Origin of the sequence: Xenorhabdus aichiensis (assembly GCF_028598775.1) — a bacterium.
In the GTDB taxonomy this organism is placed as follows: domain Bacteria; phylum Pseudomonadota; class Gammaproteobacteria; order Enterobacterales; family Enterobacteriaceae; genus Xenorhabdus; species Xenorhabdus bovienii.
On sequence record NZ_JAQRFO010000007.1, the window covers coordinates 87,956 to 109,444 of the forward strand.

The 21,489-nt window shown below is 44.5% G+C and carries 22 protein-coding genes; 6 read left to right on the forward strand and 16 right to left on the reverse strand.

Annotation, left to right across the window (positions count from 1 at the left end; genetic code table 11):
- Positions 1-53: 53 nt before the first annotated feature.
- Genes PSI22_RS05250 through pcp form a run of 3 tightly spaced genes read left to right on the forward strand, consistent with a single transcriptional unit; the run spans position 54 to position 2,466 of the window.
- A complete protein-coding gene (locus PSI22_RS05250; protein ID WP_273578862.1) occupies positions 54-782 on the forward strand; it encodes a DUF969 domain-containing protein in 729 nt (242 codons plus the stop codon).
- Positions 779-1,798, forward strand: a complete 1,020-nt coding sequence (locus PSI22_RS05255) for a DUF979 domain-containing protein (RefSeq protein WP_273578890.1) — start codon at positions 779-781, stop codon at positions 1,796-1,798. The genes PSI22_RS05250 and PSI22_RS05255 overlap by 4 nt, the downstream gene beginning before the upstream one ends.
- Before the next feature lie 20 nt (positions 1,799-1,818).
- Positions 1,819-2,466 (forward strand): pyroglutamyl-peptidase I, encoded by a 648-nt coding sequence (pcp, locus tag PSI22_RS05260; protein WP_273578863.1) that lies wholly within the window; start codon positions 1,819-1,821, stop codon positions 2,464-2,466.
- 91 nt (positions 2,467-2,557) lie between these two features.
- On the opposite strand, the gene pgpA is transcribed toward pcp, so the two are convergent.
- The 10 genes from pgpA to tgt form a co-directional block, all read right to left on the reverse strand.
- Positions 2,558-3,049: a phosphatidylglycerophosphatase A gene (gene pgpA, locus PSI22_RS05265; RefSeq protein WP_273578864.1), complete on the reverse strand. Its 492-nt coding sequence runs from the start codon at positions 3,047-3,049 to the stop codon at positions 2,558-2,560.
- Entirely contained in the window at positions 3,042-4,088 is a 1,047-nt protein-coding gene (gene thiL / locus PSI22_RS05270) for a thiamine-phosphate kinase (protein WP_273578865.1), read from the reverse strand. Before thiL ends, pgpA begins: the two co-directional genes overlap by 8 nt.
- A 101-nt stretch (positions 4,089-4,189) precedes the next feature.
- Positions 4,190-4,606, reverse strand: coding sequence for a transcription antitermination factor NusB (nusB, locus tag PSI22_RS05275; RefSeq protein ID WP_038187458.1), 417 nt, complete (start codon positions 4,604-4,606; stop codon positions 4,190-4,192).
- Between the two features lie 29 nt (positions 4,607-4,635).
- On the reverse strand, positions 4,636-5,106 hold the full coding sequence (gene ribH / locus PSI22_RS05280; protein ID WP_038187454.1) for a 6,7-dimethyl-8-ribityllumazine synthase: 471 nt from the start codon (positions 5,104-5,106) through the stop codon (positions 4,636-4,638).
- Between the two features lie 89 nt (positions 5,107-5,195).
- Complete coding sequence (gene ribD / locus PSI22_RS05285) at positions 5,196-6,305, reverse strand: bifunctional diaminohydroxyphosphoribosylaminopyrimidine deaminase/5-amino-6-(5-phosphoribosylamino)uracil reductase RibD (RefSeq protein ID WP_273578866.1); 1,110 nt, start codon at positions 6,303-6,305, stop codon at positions 5,196-5,198.
- Between the two features lie 54 nt (positions 6,306-6,359).
- Positions 6,360-6,809 carry a transcriptional regulator NrdR gene (nrdR, locus tag PSI22_RS05290; RefSeq protein ID WP_012988175.1) on the reverse strand — a complete coding sequence of 150 codons (450 nt, stop codon included), beginning with the start codon at positions 6,807-6,809 and terminating at the stop codon, positions 6,360-6,362.
- A gap of 123 nt (positions 6,810-6,932) precedes the next feature.
- Complete coding sequence (gene secF, locus PSI22_RS05295; protein ID WP_038187448.1) at positions 6,933-7,901, reverse strand: protein translocase subunit SecF; 969 nt, start codon at positions 7,899-7,901, stop codon at positions 6,933-6,935.
- A 10-nt stretch (positions 7,902-7,911) separates the two neighbouring features.
- Complete coding sequence (gene secD, locus PSI22_RS05300; protein WP_273578867.1) at positions 7,912-9,759, reverse strand: protein translocase subunit SecD; 1,848 nt, start codon at positions 9,757-9,759, stop codon at positions 7,912-7,914.
- Between the two features lie 28 nt (positions 9,760-9,787).
- Entirely contained in the window at positions 9,788-10,126 is a 339-nt protein-coding gene (gene yajC / locus PSI22_RS05305; protein ID WP_273578868.1) for a preprotein translocase subunit YajC, read from the reverse strand.
- Between the two features lie 124 nt (positions 10,127-10,250).
- On the reverse strand, positions 10,251-11,375 hold the full coding sequence (tgt, locus tag PSI22_RS05310) for a tRNA guanosine(34) transglycosylase Tgt (protein WP_273578869.1): 1,125 nt from the start codon (positions 11,373-11,375) through the stop codon (positions 10,251-10,253).
- A gap of 332 nt (positions 11,376-11,707) precedes the next feature.
- On the opposite strand from tgt, the gene PSI22_RS05315 reads away from it, so the two are divergent.
- From PSI22_RS05315 to PSI22_RS05325, 3 genes are read left to right on the forward strand one after another with little or no spacing between them, the layout of a single operon-like run.
- Positions 11,708-12,070: a GtrA family protein gene (locus tag PSI22_RS05315; protein ID WP_273578870.1), complete on the forward strand. Its 363-nt coding sequence runs from the start codon at positions 11,708-11,710 to the stop codon at positions 12,068-12,070.
- Positions 12,070-12,984 carry a glycosyltransferase family 2 protein gene (locus PSI22_RS05320; protein WP_273578871.1) on the forward strand — a complete coding sequence of 305 codons (915 nt, stop codon included), beginning with the start codon at positions 12,070-12,072 and terminating at the stop codon, positions 12,982-12,984. The genes PSI22_RS05315 and PSI22_RS05320 overlap by 1 nt, the downstream gene beginning before the upstream one ends.
- Before the next feature lies 1 nt (position 12,985).
- Complete coding sequence (locus tag PSI22_RS05325; protein WP_273578872.1) at positions 12,986-14,413, forward strand: glucosyltransferase domain-containing protein; 1,428 nt, start codon at positions 12,986-12,988, stop codon at positions 14,411-14,413.
- Between the two features lie 34 nt (positions 14,414-14,447).
- On the opposite strand, the gene PSI22_RS05330 is transcribed toward PSI22_RS05325, so the two are convergent.
- The 6 genes from PSI22_RS05330 to PSI22_RS05355 form a co-directional block, all read right to left on the reverse strand.
- A complete protein-coding gene (locus PSI22_RS05330; RefSeq protein WP_273578873.1) occupies positions 14,448-16,358 on the reverse strand; it encodes a phage head-binding domain-containing protein in 1,911 nt (636 codons plus the stop codon).
- 116 nt (positions 16,359-16,474) lie between these two features.
- Entirely contained in the window at positions 16,475-18,334 is a 1,860-nt protein-coding gene (locus PSI22_RS05335; RefSeq protein ID WP_273578874.1) for a P22-gp16 family phage DNA ejection protein, read from the reverse strand.
- Positions 18,319-19,773, reverse strand: coding sequence for a phage DNA ejection protein (locus PSI22_RS05340; RefSeq protein WP_273578875.1), 1,455 nt, complete (start codon positions 19,771-19,773; stop codon positions 18,319-18,321). Before PSI22_RS05340 ends, PSI22_RS05335 begins: the two co-directional genes overlap by 16 nt.
- Positions 19,773-20,447, reverse strand: a complete 675-nt coding sequence (locus PSI22_RS05345) for a P22-gp17 family phage DNA ejection protein (RefSeq protein WP_273578876.1) — start codon at positions 20,445-20,447, stop codon at positions 19,773-19,775. The genes PSI22_RS05340 and PSI22_RS05345 overlap by 1 nt, the downstream gene beginning before the upstream one ends.
- 2 nt (positions 20,448-20,449) lie before the next feature.
- A complete protein-coding gene (locus PSI22_RS05350) occupies positions 20,450-20,812 on the reverse strand; it encodes a hypothetical protein (protein WP_273578877.1) in 363 nt (120 codons plus the stop codon).
- Positions 20,812-21,489 (reverse strand): phage tail protein, encoded by a 678-nt coding sequence (locus tag PSI22_RS05355; protein WP_273578878.1) that lies wholly within the window; start codon positions 21,487-21,489, stop codon positions 20,812-20,814. Before PSI22_RS05355 ends, PSI22_RS05350 begins: the two co-directional genes overlap by 1 nt.

A 21,489-nucleotide genomic window follows, 5' to 3' on the forward strand; every position in this document is an offset into this window, starting at 1 on the left:
ACAATACAACAATACAACAACCCAATTTCGTTTATTTAATGGGGAAACAAAGTATGCAGCAAGCCATCAATTTCTGGCCACTGATCGGGATTGCCGTCATTATGATCGGGTTTATCCTTCGTTTTAATCCTGTTTTGGTCGTAACGGTTGCAGGGCTAGTCACAGGGTTAGCCGCCCATATGCCAATCACCGAAATTCTGGAAAAACTCGGCTCCGGATTTCTTAATACCTTGAATCTATCACTGACTATTTTGCTTCCTTTGGTCATCATTGGCCTTCTGGAAAGGCATGGCTTAAAAGAACGCGCCCAACGCTCGATTACCCATATCAAAACTGCCACAACTGGACGTTTACTGATTGTTTATCTGTTTATACGAGAAACTTCTGCCGCGCTAGGGCTGACCAGCTTAGGCGGCCATCCGCAAATGGTACGTCCATTACTGGCACCAATGGCTGAAGGGGCGGCAGAGAACCAATATGGTCATTTGCCCGATCATGTTCGCCACCGTATTCGCGCCATGTCCGCCGCAACTGATAATACCGGGCTGTTCTTTGGGGAGGATATTTTTGTCGCCTTCGGTGCCATTATTTTCATGCACAATTTCATGCTGGAATCTGGTGGTATCCAGACTGAACCTCTGCATATTGCCTTGTGGGGCATTCCTACCGCCATCTGTGCTTTCCTGATCCACTCGGTTCGGTTATATCGCCTTGATTACCATCTTGCCCGCGAAATTACTTCCCTGAATCACATGAAATTGACTAGCAAGGACGCAAAATAATGTTTCAGTTACAGTATCTCTACTATCTGGCGGGATTCATTCTGCTCATTGTCGCCGTGATGTCGTGGCGCGATCGAGCCAATCCTCGCCGTTTGACCACAGGCCTGTTCTGGGGGCTGTATGGTTTCATCTTCCTGATAGGAAACTGGAGCTACCAATTGATGGCTATCTGGATAAGCGACGAAGCTCAAGCCCAGAAAATCGTCCATATCAGTGTTGGTGTACTGGTGATCATCATAGCGTTATTGGCGGGATTTGGTGGAGTACGTTTGGGAAACTACCATCAGCCTACAACGGAACAAAAACAGAAAAGTGCAGAGCGCCTCGGCAATCGGTTATTTTTGCCTGCCCTGCTCATTCCCGTTGTCACGATGGTGGGTGTCCTGCTGTTTAACCATATTCCGGGACTACAGCAAACCGTTTTCGGTGCAGGCAATCATTCAACGTTGGTGACGTTATTTTCCATTACCCTCGGTTGCCTGACTGGGTTAATCATCGCATTGCGCATGACCAGAGAAAACATCATGCAACCGATACAGGAAACACGCCGTCTATTAGATTCTATCGGCTCCGTGTTCATTCTACCGCAAATTCTGGCAACCCTCGGATTACTGTTTACAGCAGCAGGTGTAGGCACCGTCATTTCCCATCTGACTGAAAATTATCTGGCTGTCGATAATCGATTTATAGCGGTGATAGCCTATGTGCTCGGCATGGCTCTACTGACTATGATCATGGGAAATGCTTTCGCTGCCTTTCCTATTGTGACAGCCGGTATTGGTATTCCTATTTTGATCTTGCAACATGGCGGTAATCCAGCCGTAATGGCCGCCATCGGTATGTTCTCCGGCTATTGCGGTACGCTGATGACACCCATGGCGGCAAATTTCAATCTCATCCCTGCCGCTCTGCTGGAATTACCTGATCGTAATGCCGTAATCAAGGCTCAGATCCCCACCGGATGCACCTTACTGATTACTAATGTGTTTTTACTCTATTTTCTGATGTTCTTATAAAACAACAATGCGGAACGATTATGAAAACGATTTTAGTCACTGCGTTTGATCCTTTCGGTGGTGAAGCTATCAATCCATCGTGGGAAGCCATCAAACCATTACAAGGTAGCCAAGTTTCTGGTGCAAATATTGAAATTTGCCAGCTTCCCTGCATTTTTGATACTTCTTTAGAAGACCTTTATGCAGCCATTAATAAGTACCAGCCTGAACTGGTGATTTCTGTCGGGCAAGCTGGCGGTAGGACGAATATCACCGTAGAGCGTGTCGCCATTAATATCAACGATGCCAGAATTCCTGATAATGCCGGCAATCAGCCGATTGATACCCCCGTTATTGTTGATGGCCCTGCCGCCTATTTTTCTCGCCTGCCTATTAAGACAATGGTGAATGCATTAAATACAGCAGGTATTCCGGCGTCAGTTTCCCAAACTGCCGGAACCTTTGTGTGTAATCATGTTATGTATGGCTTATTACATTATCTGGCTCAGAATACCCCCTCTGTGCGCGGGGGGTTTATTCACGTTCCTTATTTGCCAGAACAGGCGGCAAAATATGCCAATCAACCAAGTATGACGCTGGAATTGATGACACTGGCGTTGAAAACAGCCATTGAAACAGCCTGGAAAAATACATCAGATATTGCTGTTACAGGTGGGGCTACGCACTAAAAAAGATAGGTAGACGCGAGGCGATAAAAATAAATTAGCCACTGAGTACAGTGGCTAATCGGTCATTTATCTCAACGATAAAAGCGAGAATTCAGAAAGGCAATAATGGGTAGAAATTCAGCAACCAAATAACAATAACTGCGAAAATTGCCGCAATAATGTCATCCAGCATGATGCCGATTCCACCTTTTACATAGCGGTCGAACCAGCGAATCGGCCACGGTTTCCACATATCGAAGATACGGAACACCACAAAAGCCACCAAAACCCACTGCCAGTTGAGAACGGGAATCGCCATCAGTGTGATCCATATACCGATAAATTCATCCCAGACCACACAACCCGGATCGTCCACCTGCATGGCATCGGCCGCTTTCTGACAAATCACGCAGCCAATCACCGTTCCCAGCAGAATAACCAACCAAATGCCCCATTCAGGTAACTGAACCAACAACAACCAGAACGGAATTGCCGCCAATGAGCCCATCGTACCCGGCATAATCGGCGATAAGCCACTACCGAAACCCGTAGCCAGCAAATGCCACGGATTACGCATCCTTAAGCGACGTTTTGCATCATCCATGAGTTCCCTCCGTCTGATCATTCTGTGCCTGTTGTGATGCCTGACAGTCTTCTATCGGTTTTTTTTCGGTCTTAAAATGGTCGAAGCCTTTCAAATCCAGCTCAATTTCTTCATTGTTGTTGAAATAGCGGATACCTTCTGATTCCGGCCTGATTTGCCCGACACAGCGGAAACTGGCACCAGTATGTGCCAAGGCCATATTTAGTGCACCACGGTTAAGTTCAGGTACGGTGAAGCACAATTCATAATCTTCTCCCCCCCCCAGCGCCCATGTTAATGCTTGCTCTGGTGTGGCATATTTCTGCACGGCCTCCGAATAAGGCAGCGCATCCAGATTAATACGCGCACCACATTGGCTGGTTGTCAGAATATGACTGAGATCAGAAATCAAACCATCGGACAAATCAATCGCGGAAGAGGCCAGATTACGCAGTGCCTGCCCTTGTAAAACCCGGGGCTGAGGACGAAGGTGACGTTTGACCAGCCAGTTGTGAATGGCGCTATCTTCCACCGTAAAGCGATCCTGCAACAGTGCAAGCCCCGCAGCACTGTCACCCAACGTTCCGGTTACATAAATCCAGTCACCGTTTTTCGCACCAGCACGGCGTAACGCCCTGCCAGCCGGCACCAAGCCATGTACCGTCAGCGTCAGACTCATGGGGCCTTTTGTCGTATCCCCACCAATCAACTGCATGCCATAATAGTTCAGTTGTTCAAACAAACTATCACTGAACCGTTTTAACCAATCCTCATTGACGTCAGATAACGTTAACGCCAGCGATGCCCAAGCCGGATCTGCCCCAACTGCAGCCAGATCACTGATGTTGACAGCCAGCGCCTTATAAGCCAAATCTTCCGGGGAGATGTCAGGGAGGAAATGAACACCAGCAACCAGCGTATCGGTTGTCACCGCTAATTCTTGTTTCTCTGCAACGGTCATCAGCGCGCAGTCATCACCAATTCCTAGATTCACATCACGTCGGCGGATGACATGGCGATTGAAATAACGTGCAATGAGGTCAAATTCACCACATGCCATAATAGAATTCCAAAAAGTGACTGACGATGAGCACATGAGGCCGGTTTCCCGGCCTCATGTGTAAAATCATCGAGTTATAATGGGGAACTCCTGGCAAGCAATCACTTTTTCTTGCGTGCTGCCGGGCCAGCTTTATCCAACACCCCATTCACGAATTTATGGCTATCTTCAGCACCAAACGTTTTTGCCAGTTCGATACCTTCATTAATAGCCACTTTATAGGGGACATCATCACGAAAGCTTAGTTCAAACATCGCAACGCGCAAGATGGCTTTTTCCACCTGACCTAACTCTTCAAGCTGACGGGAAAGGTAAGGAGCCATCAAAGCATCTAATTTTGCAGCATTGACCGCTACCCCAGTCAGCAATTCACGGAAATAGGTGATATCAACACCGGTTACGTCCTGCTCTGACAAAAACTGAAATTCAATATCAGCAATGTCATTTTTGGATAATTGCCATGAATAAATTGCCTGAACAGCACACTCACGAGCACGACGACGAGCAGCAGGTTTCACAAAATTCCCCTTAATTAAAACTAAAAAATTCAGCCTTTAATGGCTTTGATTACATTGATCATTTCTAATGCGGTCAAGGCAGCTTCCGCGCCTTTATTGCCCGCTTTAGTGCCAGCGCGTTCAATCGCCTGTTCAATACTTTCGGTTGTCAGAACACCAAATGCCACAGGAATATCACTGGACATCGCTACACTGGACAGTCCAGAGCTGCATTCACCAGCAACATATTCAAAATGGGCTGTACCGCCACGGATAACGGTTCCCAAAGCGATAACCGCATCATATTTTTGAGTCTCAGTCAGAGCCTTAACCGTTAACGGTAATTCATAAGCACCTGGAACCCAGACTACGGTGATATTATCTGAAGAAACCTGACCGATGCGTTCCAACGCATCCACGGCCCCTTCCAGTAGGCTGTCATTAATGAAGTTGTTAAAGCGGGCGATCGCAATGGCGATGCGGGCTTCTGGAGCTGCAACAACACCTTTGATTACGTTCATAGCCTTCCTTATACCTTATTCATATCCGCAGGGGCGCGGATCTTATCACATTCTTTTTCTCTGCGTCTTGATTTATGTCCAAACTTGAATCAATACGCTGGCCGCAGGCGAAGACGCACATCAGGCCCAATCTGCCGAACATCAAACAGCGTGAATTCAGGCGCATCCGATAATTTTTGTAACTCAGGGAGAGTAAACAGCCCACGGGCAGTATTTCCCAGCACTTTTGGCGCCATATAGAGGATTAACTCATCCACTAGCCCCAGCGATAACAATGCTCCCGCCAAAACAGGTCCACATTCAGCCCAAACCGAATTTATCTGACGTTTACCCAATTGCATCATCAGTAGAACCAGATCAACACCCCCGCCGTAGGCAGGCAATACAATATGATCGACATTGCCAGGCCACTGCTGCTCATCGGGGTGAGTACGTGCTAACCAACATTGCCCCGCCTGCTGTACAACTTGATGCTGTGGTGTTACGCGATTCTGGCTATCAACAATGATCCGGGTTGGCTGACGTACTTGCTCTTGAGGATAAATCGCCTGTATTTCAGCCTCCAATTCATGCCAGCGGACAGTCAATGAAGGATCATCTGCCAGTACCGTGGCACTGGAGCTGAGAATAGCACTACATTGCGCCCGCAACTGCTGCACATCCTGACGGGCTTCTGGCGACGTAATCCACTTGCTTTCACCCGATGCCAGCGCAGTCCGTCCATCCAATGACGCGCCCATTTTCAGTTGCAAATAAGGGAATCCCGTGCGCATACGCTTGAGAAATCCCTTGTTCAGCGCTTCCGCCTGCGCCATCAACACGCCATGCTCAACAGCAATACCTGCCTGCTGCAATTTATACAAGCCACGCCCTGCAACCTGCGGATTGGGATCTTGCATAGCGGCCACAACACGACTGATACCGGCTGCAATCAACGCATCGGCACAGGGAGGCGTCTTACCGTGGTGACTGCACGGCTCAAGGGTGACATAAGCCGTTGCCCCTTTTGCCTTGTCTCCGGCCATGCGGAGAGCATGTACCTCCGCATGAGGTTCACCGGCACATAAATGGAAACCTTCACCGACAATGTGATCACCCTGAACAATGACACATCCAACATTCGGGTTTGGGGATGTCGTAAAACGTCCCTGATTCGCCAGTTCCAGCGCACGGGACATATATTTTTCATCGAGAGTCATAGTTTTTGAAAGCCTGATTTTTTGAAAGCCTGAGATTTTCGAAAGCCAGTATATTCAATCTTGTAGTCTGGCAATCTCTTCGCCAAATTCGCGAACATCTTCAAAGCTGCGGTAAACAGATGCGAAACGGATATAAGCTACTTTATCGAGTTTTTTCAACGCATCCATCACGAAATTCCCGATCATCTTGGATGGAATTTCTCGCTCTCCCGTTGCCCTCACTTGTGACTTAATATGGATAATCGCTGTTTCCACATCATCAGAGCTGACAGGACGTTTTTCCAGTGCCTTCAACATGCCACGACGCAATTTTTCTTCGTCGAAAGGCTCCCGAATGTCATCACTTTTAATCACTCTTGGCATCACCAGTTCTGCGATTTCAAACGTGGTGAATCTTTCATGACATTCGAGACACTGACGACGACGGCGCACTTGTGAGCCATCCCCTACCAGACGGGAATCAATAACTTTAGTATCAACGGCTGCGCAAAATGGGCAATGCATATTGTTTCCTGACAGTTAACCGAACGGGAAGACAGTTTACCTTGAAGTGATAATGAAAAACACCCTGTAAGTAAGTACTCACAGGGTGTTTAAACGATATCAGAACTAGATCGTGTCAGGCTATTAAGGAAGAATGGAAGGCTGATCCGCCCCTTCTTTCTCAACTTTCTGCTGAATCATATGCTCACGCTTCATTCCCAGTTTCAAGGCCAGTGCAGAAGCAACATAGATAGAAGATATTGTACCGATGGAAACCCCGATTAACATCGCCAGTGAGAAACCTTTCAGCATTTCACCACCAAAGATGTAAAGCATCAGAACAACGAGCAGCGTTGTCGCTGAAGTCATGATCGTACGGCTCAAAGTCTGAGTCAGGGAAACGTTCATGATTTCATACGATGTGCCACGGCGTATCTTACGGAAGTTTTCACGGATACGGTCCGATACCACAATACTGTCGTTCAATGAATAACCAATAACGGACATCAACGATGCCACGATGGTCAGGTCAACTTCAATGTGGAATAACGACAATACACCCAGTGTAATGATCACGTCATGCGCCAGTGCGATAACAGCTCCCAATGCCAGACGCCATTCAAAGCGGAAACCGACATAAATCAGGATACTGATTAACGCAGCCAGCAGAGCCATTGCTCCCGTCTGCGCCAGCTCGCCTCCCACACTCGGCCCGACAAACTCAACACGCTTGACGACGGCATCTTTGTCGATATTCGCGTTGATAACCGAGATAATTTTATTACCCAGTTCCTGCCCTGCATTGCCCGTCACAGGCGGCATACGCACCATCACATCACGGCTACTGCCAAAGTTTTGCAGTAGCGGATCGGCAAAACCGTTTTTCGTGAGGCTTTCGCGCATCTTATCCAGATCGGCGGGTTTACTCAGATTAATCTCGATTACCGTACCACCGGTAAAATCTAGCCCCCAGTTAAACCCACGGACACCCATCGTAATGATGGAAGCGACCAACAACAGTAACGAAATCCCAAAGGCAACGTTGTCCCAGCGCATAAAGTCGATGACTTTACGCCCATAGTTTAATTGTTCAACAGTGTAATCCTGTGCCACAACGTGCTCCTTAAATTGACAGCTTATTGATACGCTTACCGCCGTACAGCAGGTTCACGACGGCGCGTGTTCCCACAATGGCAGTGAACATCGACGTCGCCACACCAATGCTGGTCGTGATCGCGAAGCCCTTGATGGAACCCGTTCCCACTGCATACAGAATCACAGCAGTAATCAGCGTAGTCAGGTTTGCGTCAATGATACTGGAGAACGCACCTTTGTAGCCTTCATGAATCGCTTGCTGCACCGTACGCCCGTTACGCAGCTCTTCTTTGATACGCTCGTTAATCAAAACGTTCGCATCCACTGCCACGGCGAGGGTCAATACGATACCCGCAATACCCGGCATCGTCAGCGTCGCCCCCGGTAACAAGGACATAACACCGACGATCAGCACTAAGTTAGCCAGCAGAGCACTGCTCGCAATCAACCCGAACTTGCGGTAGTAAATCACCATGAACAGGATAGAAGAGATTAAGCCCCACAGACAGGCTTCAAGCCCCTGCTCGATATTCTGTAAGCCAAGGGTTGGCCCAATAGTCCGTTCTTCAACAATCTGGATGGGTGCGATCAAAGCACCTGCACGCAACAGCAGCGCCAACTGACGGGCTTCATTCGGGTTACCAATTCCGGTAATACGGAAACTATTGCCCAAACGAGACTGAATGGTGGCGATGTTAATCACTTCTTCTTGCTTGACCAATAATGCACGGCCCTTGGCATCCTTCTTGCCACTGTCCTTATATTCTACAAACAGCGTAGCCATAGGCTTTTGCAAGTTGTCTTTGGTGAAGTTAGACATCGCACTGCCGCCAGCACTGTCTAGCGAAATATTCACCTGCGGATTACCGTATTCATCAGTACTGGAAGTGGAATCCGTAATATGGTCACCGGTCAGGATCACGCGCTTGTACAATACGACTGGATTGCCATCACGGGAATACTTCAGTTCTGAATCACCCGGAATCCGACCAGATACTGCGGCACTCTGATCAACATTGCTATTTACCAGACGGAACTCCAGCGTTGCCGTTGCACCGAGGATTTCTTTGGCACGGGCAGTATCCTGAATGCCAGGCAGCTCAACGACAATACGGTCTGCACCCTGACGTTGAACCAGCGGCTCTGCTACACCCAATTGGTTAACACGGTTACGCATGATAGTGATGTTTTGCTGTACCGCATAGGTACGAGCTTCACGCAGGCGATCGTCACTCATAACGACTTTCAGCGTACTATTCGCGCCAGTGGAGAAGACTAAATCACGGTGACGGGGTTCGAGATAACTTTCCGCTTTGGAACGTGCATCATTATCGCGGAAACGGACTTCCACTCCATAGTTATCAAGCTTACGGACAGAGGAATAAAGGATGCCTTGATCACGCAATTCAGAACGCAGGCTATCAATGTTCTGTTCTTGTAGCTTACTCAGTGCGGTTTCCATATCCACTTCCATCAGGAAGTGAACGCCTCCACGCAGGTCAAGCCCTAGTTTCATCGGCTCAGCCCCCACTTTACTTAGCCAAAGGGGTGTCGCGGGCGCAAGGTTCAATGCCACAACATATTGCTCTCCTAATGCGGAAACCAATGCTTCACGGGCACGAAGTTGAACATCAGAATTATTGAAACGAGCAAGGATTGCCCCATTTTCCAGTGCAATGGACTTACTCTTGATTTGTTCTTTTTCTAAAACATTACGGACTTGGTCCAGCGTTTTTTCACTGGCGGCGATGCCTCGCACGCCAGTGATTTGTACAGCCGGATCCTCACCATATAGGTTGGGAAGTGCATAAAGCAAACCGATGAGGATCGCAGCGATCAGCATCAGATACTTCCACAAAGGATAACGGTTCAACACGGCAGTTCCCTTCGGGAAAATCAGAAAATTAAATAGCCTTCATTGTACCTTTCGGCAGAACGGCGGCGACGAAGTCACGTTTGACTGTTATTTCTGTGGTCTCATTCAGGGCAATCACAACATAACCTGTTTCAGACACTTTAGTGACACGACCAACCAAACCACCAGAAGTCAGCACTTCATCTCCTTTGGAGATGGAATCCATCAGTTTCTTATGTTCTTTGGTACGTTTTTGTTGTGGGCGCAGGATCATGAAATAGAAAATCAAACCGAAAACAACCAGCATGATAATCAGAGAATATGGGCTTCCCTGAGATTGCGCTGGTGCGCCAGCAGATGCCGCAGCTTCAGAAATAAAAAAACTCATCAAATTTCCCTCATTGTTATCGAAAACATTGTTGCCGAAAATATTGTTATCGAAAATCGACAGTGGCTCGATCAAAAACCAGCCCGATATGCTACACATATTGAGGCTGGTTAGTCACGCCAAATTATATATTTAACGGCGGAACGGGTTTGCCGATCCGCTGATAAAACTCTTCAACAAACTGTTCCAGTTTGTTCTCTTCAATGGCTTTACGAATTCCGGCCATCAAACGCTGATAATACCTTAAATTATGGATTGTATTCAGCCTTGCACCAAGAATTTCGTTACAGCGGTCAAGATGATGCAGATATGCACGGCTATAATGGCGACAAGTATAGCAATCACAATGCTCATCCAGCGAAGAAGTATCCTCTTTATGTTTGGCATTGCGGATCTTGATCACCCCCTCTGTCACAAAAAGATGGCCATTGCGAGCATTACGGGTCGGCATGACACAGTCAAACATATCGATACCACGACGGACACCTTCAACCAGATCTTCTGGTTTACCGACGCCCATCAAATAACGTGGCTTATCCTGTGGGATCTGCGGACAAACATGCTCCAGAATACGATGCATATCTTCCTTTGGTTCTCCCACGGCCAGACCACCCACCGCGTAACCGTCAAAACCGATTTCGACCAGTCCCTTCACAGAAACATCGCGCAAATCTTCGTACACACTGCCCTGAATAATACCAAACAGGGCATTTTTATTGCCTAACTCGTTAAAACGCTGACGACTGCGTGCCGCCCAGCGTAATGACATTTCCATGGAACGCTTCGCATAATCCCAATCTGCGGGATATGGCGTACATTCATCAAAAATCATGACGATATCGGAACCCAAATCATATTGGATTTCCATGGATTTTTCCGGGCTGAGGAAAACGGGCGTCCCATTAATAGGGTTACGGAAATGAACGCCTTCTTCTTTGATTTTACGCATCGCACCAAGGCTGAAGACCTGAAAACCGCCAGAATCCGTCAGGATAGGGCCGTGCCACTGCATAAAATCATGCAAGTCACCGTGCAGTTTCATGATTTCCTGTCCAGGACGCAGCCATAAATGGAAAGTATTCCCCAACAGGATCTGAGCACCCGTTTCTTTAACTTCTTCCGGTGTCATGCCTTTTACTGTGCCGTAAGTCCCCACAGGCATAAATGCAGGCGTCTCCACAACACCACGATCAAAAATCAGGCGGCCACGGCGGGCATTCCCATCCGTCTTTTGTAACTCAAATTTCACTTAACCTCCAGACATCAGAAAAACAGTCTGATGTATTACAAAAATAAGCACATTCTAATCATTAATAAAGCCACTGTACACGCCAGCCTAACAATATCTGATATGTCATATTTTGCCGTTTTTTGTGTCATTCATCCTTTTTTGTGTCACAGTTTCGACACAGTGTCACACCCACCAGCCCACTGACTACATTGATGAGATATCAAACCCTGCGACTACCTAAAGAAAAGCGGAGATCGTAGGGTATAAGGGGGTTGCAATAACCTAAGTAGGTGATAAATTCTCCCTAAAGTGATATGCTAGTGCGTTAAATTTCATATAATTTATTGAAAATGATAAAGTTATTCACAAAATATGTGTCAATTGGTGTTATCAACACACTAATCCATTGGTTACTGTTCGCTGTTCTGATGTATCTATTTAGTGCAACTCAAGCAATCAGTAACTTAGTTGGTTTCTGCGCAGCCGTAACATTTTCTTTTTATGCAAATGCTAAATTTACCTTCCAAAAAAAAGCCACTGGAGGGCGATATATTGCGTTTGTTTCATTTATGGGGCTGTTGAGCTACCTTACAGGACATCTATCTGATGTGATGAACATACAACCTATAGCAACATTAATTGCGTTCTCTGCGATTAGCTTAGTGCTAGGGTTTGTATACTCAAAATTTTTCGTCTTTAAGGGTAAAGAATAATGAAAATCTCACTGGTCGTGCCTGTCTTCAATGAAGAGGAAGCAATACCAATTTTCTATAAGACCGTCAGAGAAAATGAAGAACTAAAAAAATATGATATTGAAATTTTATTCATTAATGATGGCAGTAAAGATTTGACAGAAAGCATAATTAATGCTCTTGCTATATCAGATCAGTTAGTTATCCCTCTCAGCTTTACTCGTAACTTCGGTAAGGAGCCAGCCCTATTTGCAGGTCTTGATCATGCTACTGGTGATGCGGTCATTCCTATTGATGTTGATTTGCAAGACCCAATAGAGGTTATCCCACAGTTAATAGAGAAATGGCAAGAAGGGGCTGACGTTGTATTAGCAAAACGAACAGATCGCTCGACTGATGGTTTGCTAAAACGCAAATCAGCGGAATGGTTCTACAAACTGCATAACAAAATCAGCACACCAAAAATAGAAGAGAATGTCGGTGACTTTCGCCTAATGTCTCGTGAAACTGTTGAGAACATAAAAAAATTACCAGAACGCAACTTGTTCATGAAAGGTATTCTTTCGTGGGTTGGTGGCAATGTTGAGGTTGTTGAATACACTCGCGCAGAACGCTCCGCAGGAGAATCTAAATTTAACGGCTGGAAGTTGTGGAACTTAGCGCTGGAAGGTATCACCAGTTTTTCTACCTTCCCATTAAGAGTTTGGACATATATTGGATTAGGTGTTGCTGCACTTTCATTTATTTATGGCATCTGGATGATTATCGACAAATTGATATGGGATAATCCTGTTCCGGGCTATCCATCATTATTAGTATCAATTTTATTCTTAGGCGGTATTCAGCTTATTGGTATTGGTGTGCTGGGAGAGTACATAGGTAGAATATACACTGAATCAAAACAAAGACCAAAATATATTATTAGAAGGAAGTAAGATGAACTCTTTTATTTCTAACTGCAAAAATTCATCTATAATTTTATGTTTGTATATGGTGCCTATTTTTTTATTCGGCACATACTATAGAGATGACAATGGTAGGGTTGTATCTCAATATTTCGATTGGGATTTGGACGGTAGACCACTAACAAACTTAATAATAAAATTATTGAACTTTGATGGTAGGTTAACCGATATAGCACCTATGTCACAGATATTGGCAATAATTATATCAGCAATATCATGCGGAGTAATTTGTACATATATAGTAAAAAGCAATAAAATAGCTGTAGTTATTTCATCGTCATTATTGTTTTTAAGCCCATTTTATATACAAAACCTACTATATCATTTCGATGTTGTAACAATGGCGCTATCAATATTATTCGCTACATTACCTTTTATTATTAATGAAAGAGCAAAATTATATGTACATTGTATAGTTTCGATGTTGTCTGTTATGTGCTTATTAACAACATATCAGGCATCCCTGCCAGTATTCTATGCTTTAATTTTATTATCTTACCTATGTAATAGTAGCAGTGGAATAACTAACATTGCCAGAGTTATATCTGGTGGTTTATCTTTATTTATATACTATTTTATAGTGTCACCATTCTATGTTGGTGGTGGATATGCAAAGTATAGGGCTGAATCAATCAGCATTTCATCTGATAGCATAATCAGTTCAATAAAATTAAATTTTTCAAATTTGTACGACACTTTAACAATATTAATTAACCATGAATTTGCAATTATATTCTCCGTTATCATTATTTTATTAGTTATTAAATTGATAAGATTTATTTTTTTAAGCAAAATAAAAAAAACAAATGTATTGTTTTTCTTGTTTTTTTCTTTGTCTTTCATTTCATCCTTTATCATATTCTTTTTGTTAAAAAAACCAGTATACGAACCTAGAATAATGATCGGAGTAAATGCACTTATAATGCTTATTTGCATTTTAGTGACGACAGAAAGTAATAATAAATATATAAACTTACTTGCTTCTATATCTATAATACCACCTGTATTATTATTCTTCTCTATATCAACAAATTATATAAATGCAAGCAAGGCATATGTTGAGTATGAAAAAGATGTAATTAGGTCAATGTACTATGATTACAGAAACCTAAACATAGATAGTCCGGTGTATGTCTATGGTTACCTGCAACCACCTTATATAACCGACCAAATATTACAAAAGATACCATTTCTTAAAGGCATTGTTGGTAGTCGAATTGGCAGTCTAACAAACTATATGAGTAAAATATTTCCTCTTTTTGAGTTTAAAGGATATTATGATGATATTCCAAGTAGCATTAATTGTATTGATATTGTAAAAAATTATAATGGTACATATTCAATAATTAAATTTAACGATGGCATTCTATACCATTTAGGAAAAATAGAGTGTAACTAATAAAAAAAGGCCGATATTCGGCCTTTATGTTTTATTAAACGCATATTATTTCAACAAAAAACATCATGCCTTCACTTAGTTGGTTTGGCTTTATTAACTCCCCATTAGCTTTCATTAAATAAAAATAAGACTCGCCAACACTGGAAGATGGGTTATTGTAAAGTGGCTTCAATGTTATTCCATCCGCATTATTACAGCTTGTGCACATGACATATGGCCTCTGAAATGAAGAATATCCTGGTCTAAACTTCAATTTAAATGCATAATCATCTTGAGGGTAGCTTTCAACTGAATATATTCCAACTGATGTATAATATGAATTATCTATAACAAGACCTTTCGACCCCATACTTTTCAAACAGCAAATTCTACGGTGCAGTGTGGCGGTGTAATCTTCCGCTTCATATTCCAACTTGTATACGTTATGGACATATGATTGCATTTCGACATAATTGAGTGATGCATTCCCACTAATTATATTATCGCCGCCATCAATACCTTTAACTACGACCATTTTCTCTGGTTTTGTAGGGTATCCATCATAATCCCAAGCAAAGAAATTTATCTTATTTTGCCCTGCTCCATCAATGTAAACAGCGTGTACCGCGTCTCCGCCCCACTGCTGAACAAAATCAGATTGTATCTCTGCTATCTGAGTATTGTACGGATACTGGCCTTGCACTATAGGTACACATTTTAAAATGAAGCCATGCTGAGCACCTTCAATATGTAAGTTTTTAAACTGACACGATGTAATCCAAGAGCCGCCATCTGAACCTGCCATGCCCTCAGCTACTACATCCTCTTTTTTTGGTTGAACTGCTAGTATCTGCAAGGCGTATTTACCAAAGCCTAATGTAAGATTATTGAATCGACCCCAGCAAATACTATTCCATCTACGGCGTTCATCGACGTACTGCCCACCATCCCCACTTAAATCTGCCCGTAACATAAGAGACGTGCCTGATTTATCACCTTTGCACCCAACTAAATTTAAATTGCAAATAGTTATATTGCGTAAATTATTTTTCCCTAATACCAAACAAACTGCATGATCCCACCCTGTAAGTACGGTGTCCACTGCGATTCTGGCCTTATTTCCATATCCTTCCGTACTAAATTCAATATGATCTATCTCAAAAACAAACATATCATCACGCAATGTTCTATTGATAATTTGCGCACCATTTGAAAACTTAAAATTCTTTTTAACATTAATCTTTGTGTTGCAATCAAAGCTCTGTGCCGGAATAAGGATAGTATTAACCTCTGCAATATCTTGTAGCTTAGATAAAATACCACCTATGTCCGTATCAGCTTTAGCACCAACACTTAAAATATTGACATTAGTTTTTGATTCCAGCGAGGCCGTTAGACCATTATCTAATTTCAGGTTAACCAAATCATCAGATGTATTATTGGTGATTAGGTAAATAGCCTCACCACCATCATTACGAGCATAGAACCCTCTGGTTTTAACTAGGTAGTCAACCATTAACCCAGTGTCAGATCGCATATCTGCAACAGTATCATATACACGCATATAATTTGCGCTTAATCCTCCCACTAACTGATATCCAGTATCTGATGATAATTGCTGTTTTAACCTGTCAGGTTCATATTTCAAAATGTTAGGAAAATAAAACTGTTGAGCGCCATAACTGTCATAAACAGCCATAGAGTGACCTTCAACGGTCACGAACTTAGCAATCTGTCCGGCATAAACCGGATAACCAGCAGCATTGATAATGATAGGCTGTGGTGCTGGAACCAAATCACCATTCTCACGTTCCATATAAACCTGAATCTGGTTCTCTGGTATGGTTGGGTCTGTGTCTATCTTGCCGATGTAAATCTTACCGTTAGAGCACGCCTTGAAAGAGCGTGCCATAGTAAATAACTGAGACGGCATTGAGACGACAACATTAGGTATTATTTCTGACATTTATGTTCTCCAGACGTGCGAAATCCCAGCAGATTTGCTGTGTGTATTAAATTTGGATGTAAAAACGCAGTTAAGCGGCGCTGTGAAAATAGGTGATTTCCTAAAATAACAATCAGTTAATTCTTATTAGTCAGTTCGGCTCTTTCTCCTTGCAAAATAGAATTAACCAGTGATTGAGTTCGCTCTATTATTGCATCGGCTGCGGTACTGCCTCTTGGTGTGTTAGCCAGTCGCAACATAAAGTTTCTGACGCGAGGGTTTTCATAAACTCTGGCTAATGCCCCATAAGACCCAAAAGCCGCCGTCCCCATACCACCGGTTCCAACAACATCAGTTGCTATACCTGCTGGCACACCCACTTGTAGCAACTCTTGTCCTGTGGGCGTTACTGCTCCGGCTCTTGCTGCCCTTCTGGTTGAATCAAGATAGCGAGTTAATCCATTGAGATATTGCCGTTCTTGACCTCGAAAGAATATACCCGTTTGATTTCCAAGTCGGTTGACTGCGTTTAGGAATTTATCAGGGCTTCCACCGGATGATTCAAAAGCCTTGCCGATAATGGCAGCCCTTGCCGATTGACGTCCATGTTCATCCAGAGAACGATACAATCTGGCAACCTCACTCCGCTTATTACTGAAAAGCAAGTTATTAGCTACTTCTGGCGTCAATTCGCCCTTCTGCAATACGTTTTTAAGCCGTGTGTTATTTACGCTGACAGCCTCTCTGGCATATATCTCAGTGGCTTGCTGATACCTGCGTACAGCTTCATTACCTAGATTTTGCCTCACTGCTGCATCAATATCTTCGGTCATAGCCTTATATGCCCGGTTAACTGCCGCCTCAGATTGAGACGGCCAGACAGCTCTTTCCCCTCTAACATCCTGCCTAAACTGAGTTCTCAGGTCTCTTAGGTGCTGAAAGTCTGCTCCCTTGGCTATTTCGTTCCTATAGTTTTGTAATTGATTGATGGTTGCCTGGTCTGAAACATCACCCAGCCTGCCTAAGTAAGCCACCTCTTTATCAATGGCTTGCAATGATCTGGCTGTGGGTATTTCACCAACTACCGCCATGTCCGTAGATATAGCATTCAATCTATTTCCAGCCGCTTCTCTGATATATCCGCCAGAACCAGACTTTCTATTCAGACTAGCCATTACCGCTTCTGGATTTGACACTCCGTAACGACGAGAGAAATTCTCAATCAGGCCTTCTCTGGCTTGCTGCTGCGCTCTTCTGGGGGCACCTGTTCCTGTGATTGGAATTTTCTCACCAAGAGCTTGAGCTGATCGCCCTGCAAATGTCGCTGGCTGGACAACATCAGTAGTCATCAATGGAACATTGTTGCGCTCGGCAAATTGTACCGCTTGTTGAGCCTCTGGTGTCATCGCTCCTTTGATGCCTCTATATCCAGCCCCGGCTAAGTTAAACAATCCCTTCGTGGCGGCGCTTAGTGCCGTGGCCGTCATTAAATCTGTTGCTAGGTTCCCGTTTTCGCCTTTTCCTGCATTTTCAGCCAGTACACCGACTGCGTTCTCAGCAGCAAGCCGGGCGGCCTTTTCGGTTAATGCCGCGCCACGAGATGCAGTCCCCGCGGGGTTTACCAAGAATGGCAGAGCCTGTGAAAGCACCTTACCCTCGGTTGTTGTTGGCTTGAGATTGTCGGGTAATTCGAATCGTGTAGCGGGCGTGTATGTTCCATCACCTAAGCCGATCTTTTCACCCGCCCACGCACCAGCACTAACAACTGCATCACCAACATCAGGGATAATATTTGCAACATTTACACCCGCCTGAGCTAGTGATTTCCCTGTTTCAGCAATTCCGGCTGCAACATCACCGAAAAGTCCGCGTTCAGATTGCTGTGGCGCTTGTTGCTGGCTATCAAGAACAAAGCCATCAGGAAGTGAGGGAGCTGAATTTACTGAATTGTCGCTATCCAAAACAAAACCATCAGGTAATACTACATTGGTTGCCATTTGCCACCTCTAAATATTATTTTTTGTCCTGTGTTTGGATTGGTTGCTGTTGCTCCCTCACTAACCCCGCCAGATGAAGATGATTGTTGGGTATCGGCAACAGTCTGTTCTTGAGCATCATACGCTTTTGACGATACTTTCATTGCTTCATAAGCCAACCCAGATTCACCGCGAAATGTTTTGAATCTAGCTTCCAGCTTTTTGTTCTTCACATCTAAAGCTTTGTTACTTTCTCCGGGCTGAGGAAGATATAACCTACCATATTCTTTCGTCTCTGCATCGGTTATGGCCGCTCCAGTATCTTTGCGCAAGATGGCATTAACTGTATCTCTGGCATGAAGTAAATAGGCTTGTTCAGATGGGCTTAACGCAGTATTTGCAATCATTCCATCACCCAGACGGGCAGAAATAAATGCCGCTCTTTGTGGCGAAATCTGACTGGACTTCATTAATTGATCCATGCCTGATAACCCATCTTCAATGCGCATAGCAAAGCCAGCCGCAGATTTGGAACCTTCACTGGCTTTCTGTAATATGCCGTCAGCCTCCCGCACGGATAGGGGCTTACGCATATTAGCGTCTTTAATCGGATCGGTAATTTTCCCTTTTTCCTCTTCTCCGTTTGAATAATATTTCATTACCGAACCATCCGGCATAGTTTCTACTTTAAATAACTTCTTCTCAGATGGATTTATTCCAGCGGCCTGAGCAAATGTTTTAGCCCCTTCAGGATCAGCTTTTAGCATGTTTGCATACTGTTGGTAGTTCTGCATTGCTGATGTCGGGGCATAGGCAGAAGTAAGAGCATTAGCTCGACTAATATCCTGCCCGCGAACTTGGATATCTTGATTTCTGGCCTGTAGCGACTCAGACGCACGATTACTCCGCATGGTTTCAGTTAACTTCCCACGGTCAACCTCTCGGCCTTCGCGTTTATCCAACACTTCAAACTGGTCTTTAGCACTCAGCGTCCCTAGCTTAACGGTCGAGAGAACTTCATTAAGCTGCTCAGGATTATTTGCATACATCGCCATTAGCTGCTGAGGCTCAACACCTTTAGACTGAATAACCTCAGCATTCTGCACAATAGCTGCCGCCACATTGCGCGGATCGCCTGTCGATATCGCTAATTGCAATTGATTTACCGTGCTATCTAGTGCTGCAACATCTTGTGCGCTTCTGAACCCCAATTGAGCCTGAATATTTTGTAACTGAGAGGGGTATTGAACCGCCAGTTCTCGCAACTTTTGCGGATCATTGATTGCACCGGGTAACGCCTGTCTAAATGCCTGCTGTTCGCTCATCTGCTGCTGCATTTGCTGGTTTTGCAGGTTTAGCCCTGTCAACTGAGATTGACCGAGCCTATTTTGTGTCTCCTTTAGTGCCTGACCTGCCAGATCAGGCATGAGAGATTCATAATAGTTAATTGGTTGAGTCATCAGAACGCGCCCCCCATCATCCCGCCAAACATTTTGCCAACCATGCCACCGAACTGATTAATATCCTGCGATGCACCGTTATTGATGCTGTTGTTTGCCCCTGCTGCAATCTGCCACGGAAGCGCTTTCCTCCCTGCATTTATTGCCCCTTGTTGACCATATAAAGCTCCCATAGCATTAGCATTTCCAGCCGAAGCAGCAGACTGAGCGCCCGCACCAGACAAGCCAACGTTAGTTAAGCCCATCAACTGGTTATACATATCTTGCTGTTGCCCTTGCATATTACCGAGATACTGCTGAACAAGCTGAGGCGTTATAGCAGCAAGCGCATTACCGTTTGATGATGACCCAAGACCGCCAGTGGCCTCTGCCGACGCTAATTGTTGGTATCTTGCTTGGTCTGCCATCATCTGATATTCAGGACTTTTTAAATACTCTGCTGTTAAAGCATTTCTATCAATGGGTTTACCTGCCATGCCTTGCAAACCCTCTAACCCAGATACACCTGCTTTCCTAAATGGCTCAAGCAACTCAAGCTGCTTTTCATACATAGCCATTTGGTTATCCATTGCACGGTCATTCGAACGAGCCTGCTCTTTGGCACCTTTGCTCGCCCCAATACCCCCAATTATCCCGCCTACAGCACTACCGATACCGCTAACTATTCCACCCATAATTAACTCCTAACCATTAAAAATAATTGTTCTCTGCGTCCATCAATGAGTTCAACGACATCATCTGATTGCAGGTGAAAGCCAAATTTTCTCGCCAAATTACAGACGTGCTTCGATGCTGAAAGGATCGGCGCATGGATAACCCTATTGCCAATCAGTGAAAGAATGTCGCTGGCTGCATCACTGGAGCGATGCCTTTCACCTTTCTTCATTGCCATATGCAATTCAACATGTTCGCCTCGCTCAATCACCACAAATACACCACACCCCTGCCAGAGATAATAATCAGCCGGATAATCCACCCACGACGAAACGCCCCACAGCCGCATGAGTTGTGAACCAGTGATAGTGTCTATTTTTGTCATTAGTCGATGAGTCCGTGAGCTCGAAGTGCGTCGTCGTATCCTTTGGAGCGTTGCGCCAATAATGTGACCTGATTCATCAGGGATTGAATTGTTGACCGTGTATACGTTTCTTCTGCTGTCCATGACTGGTTGGCATCAATTGCCCCTTTATTTGCCGATCCTGTCATTGCAGTAAAGCCAGTAATCCTTTGACCAACAACATTAAGGCCATTTATTAGGTAGTTGTTTTTTACATCGATGGGTGACGAGATAACTTGAGTTGCTGTTGCCTTCTTGGATACATAGTCAACTTTTATTTCAGATACCTGACCATCTATGTCTTGTATCTTTATCTTAAGACCATCAACGTCATGCTCGATATTCAAAACCCTAACTTCAAGTTTTGCTAAGTCTTCCTCTGCTTTGGTGATTCTGACTTCGTGGTCTTCTAGCGTTTCTTCTGCCCGAGTTATTCTTTTTCCATGATCATCCAGGATAATATCTTGCTCATCGTTTTTAACCTGAGCATCATAAGCACCGTCACCCGCCTGATTAGCCTTATTTGCCACATTCCCTAAATCAGCTCCCTGTTGAACAACATACAGAAAATAGGGCTGGGAGAAATTACTGGGGAGCAGTGTTGCATCTATTCGAGTCGCCTGTATCTCTACAGGATTTTTGAGATTATTATCAGCCAT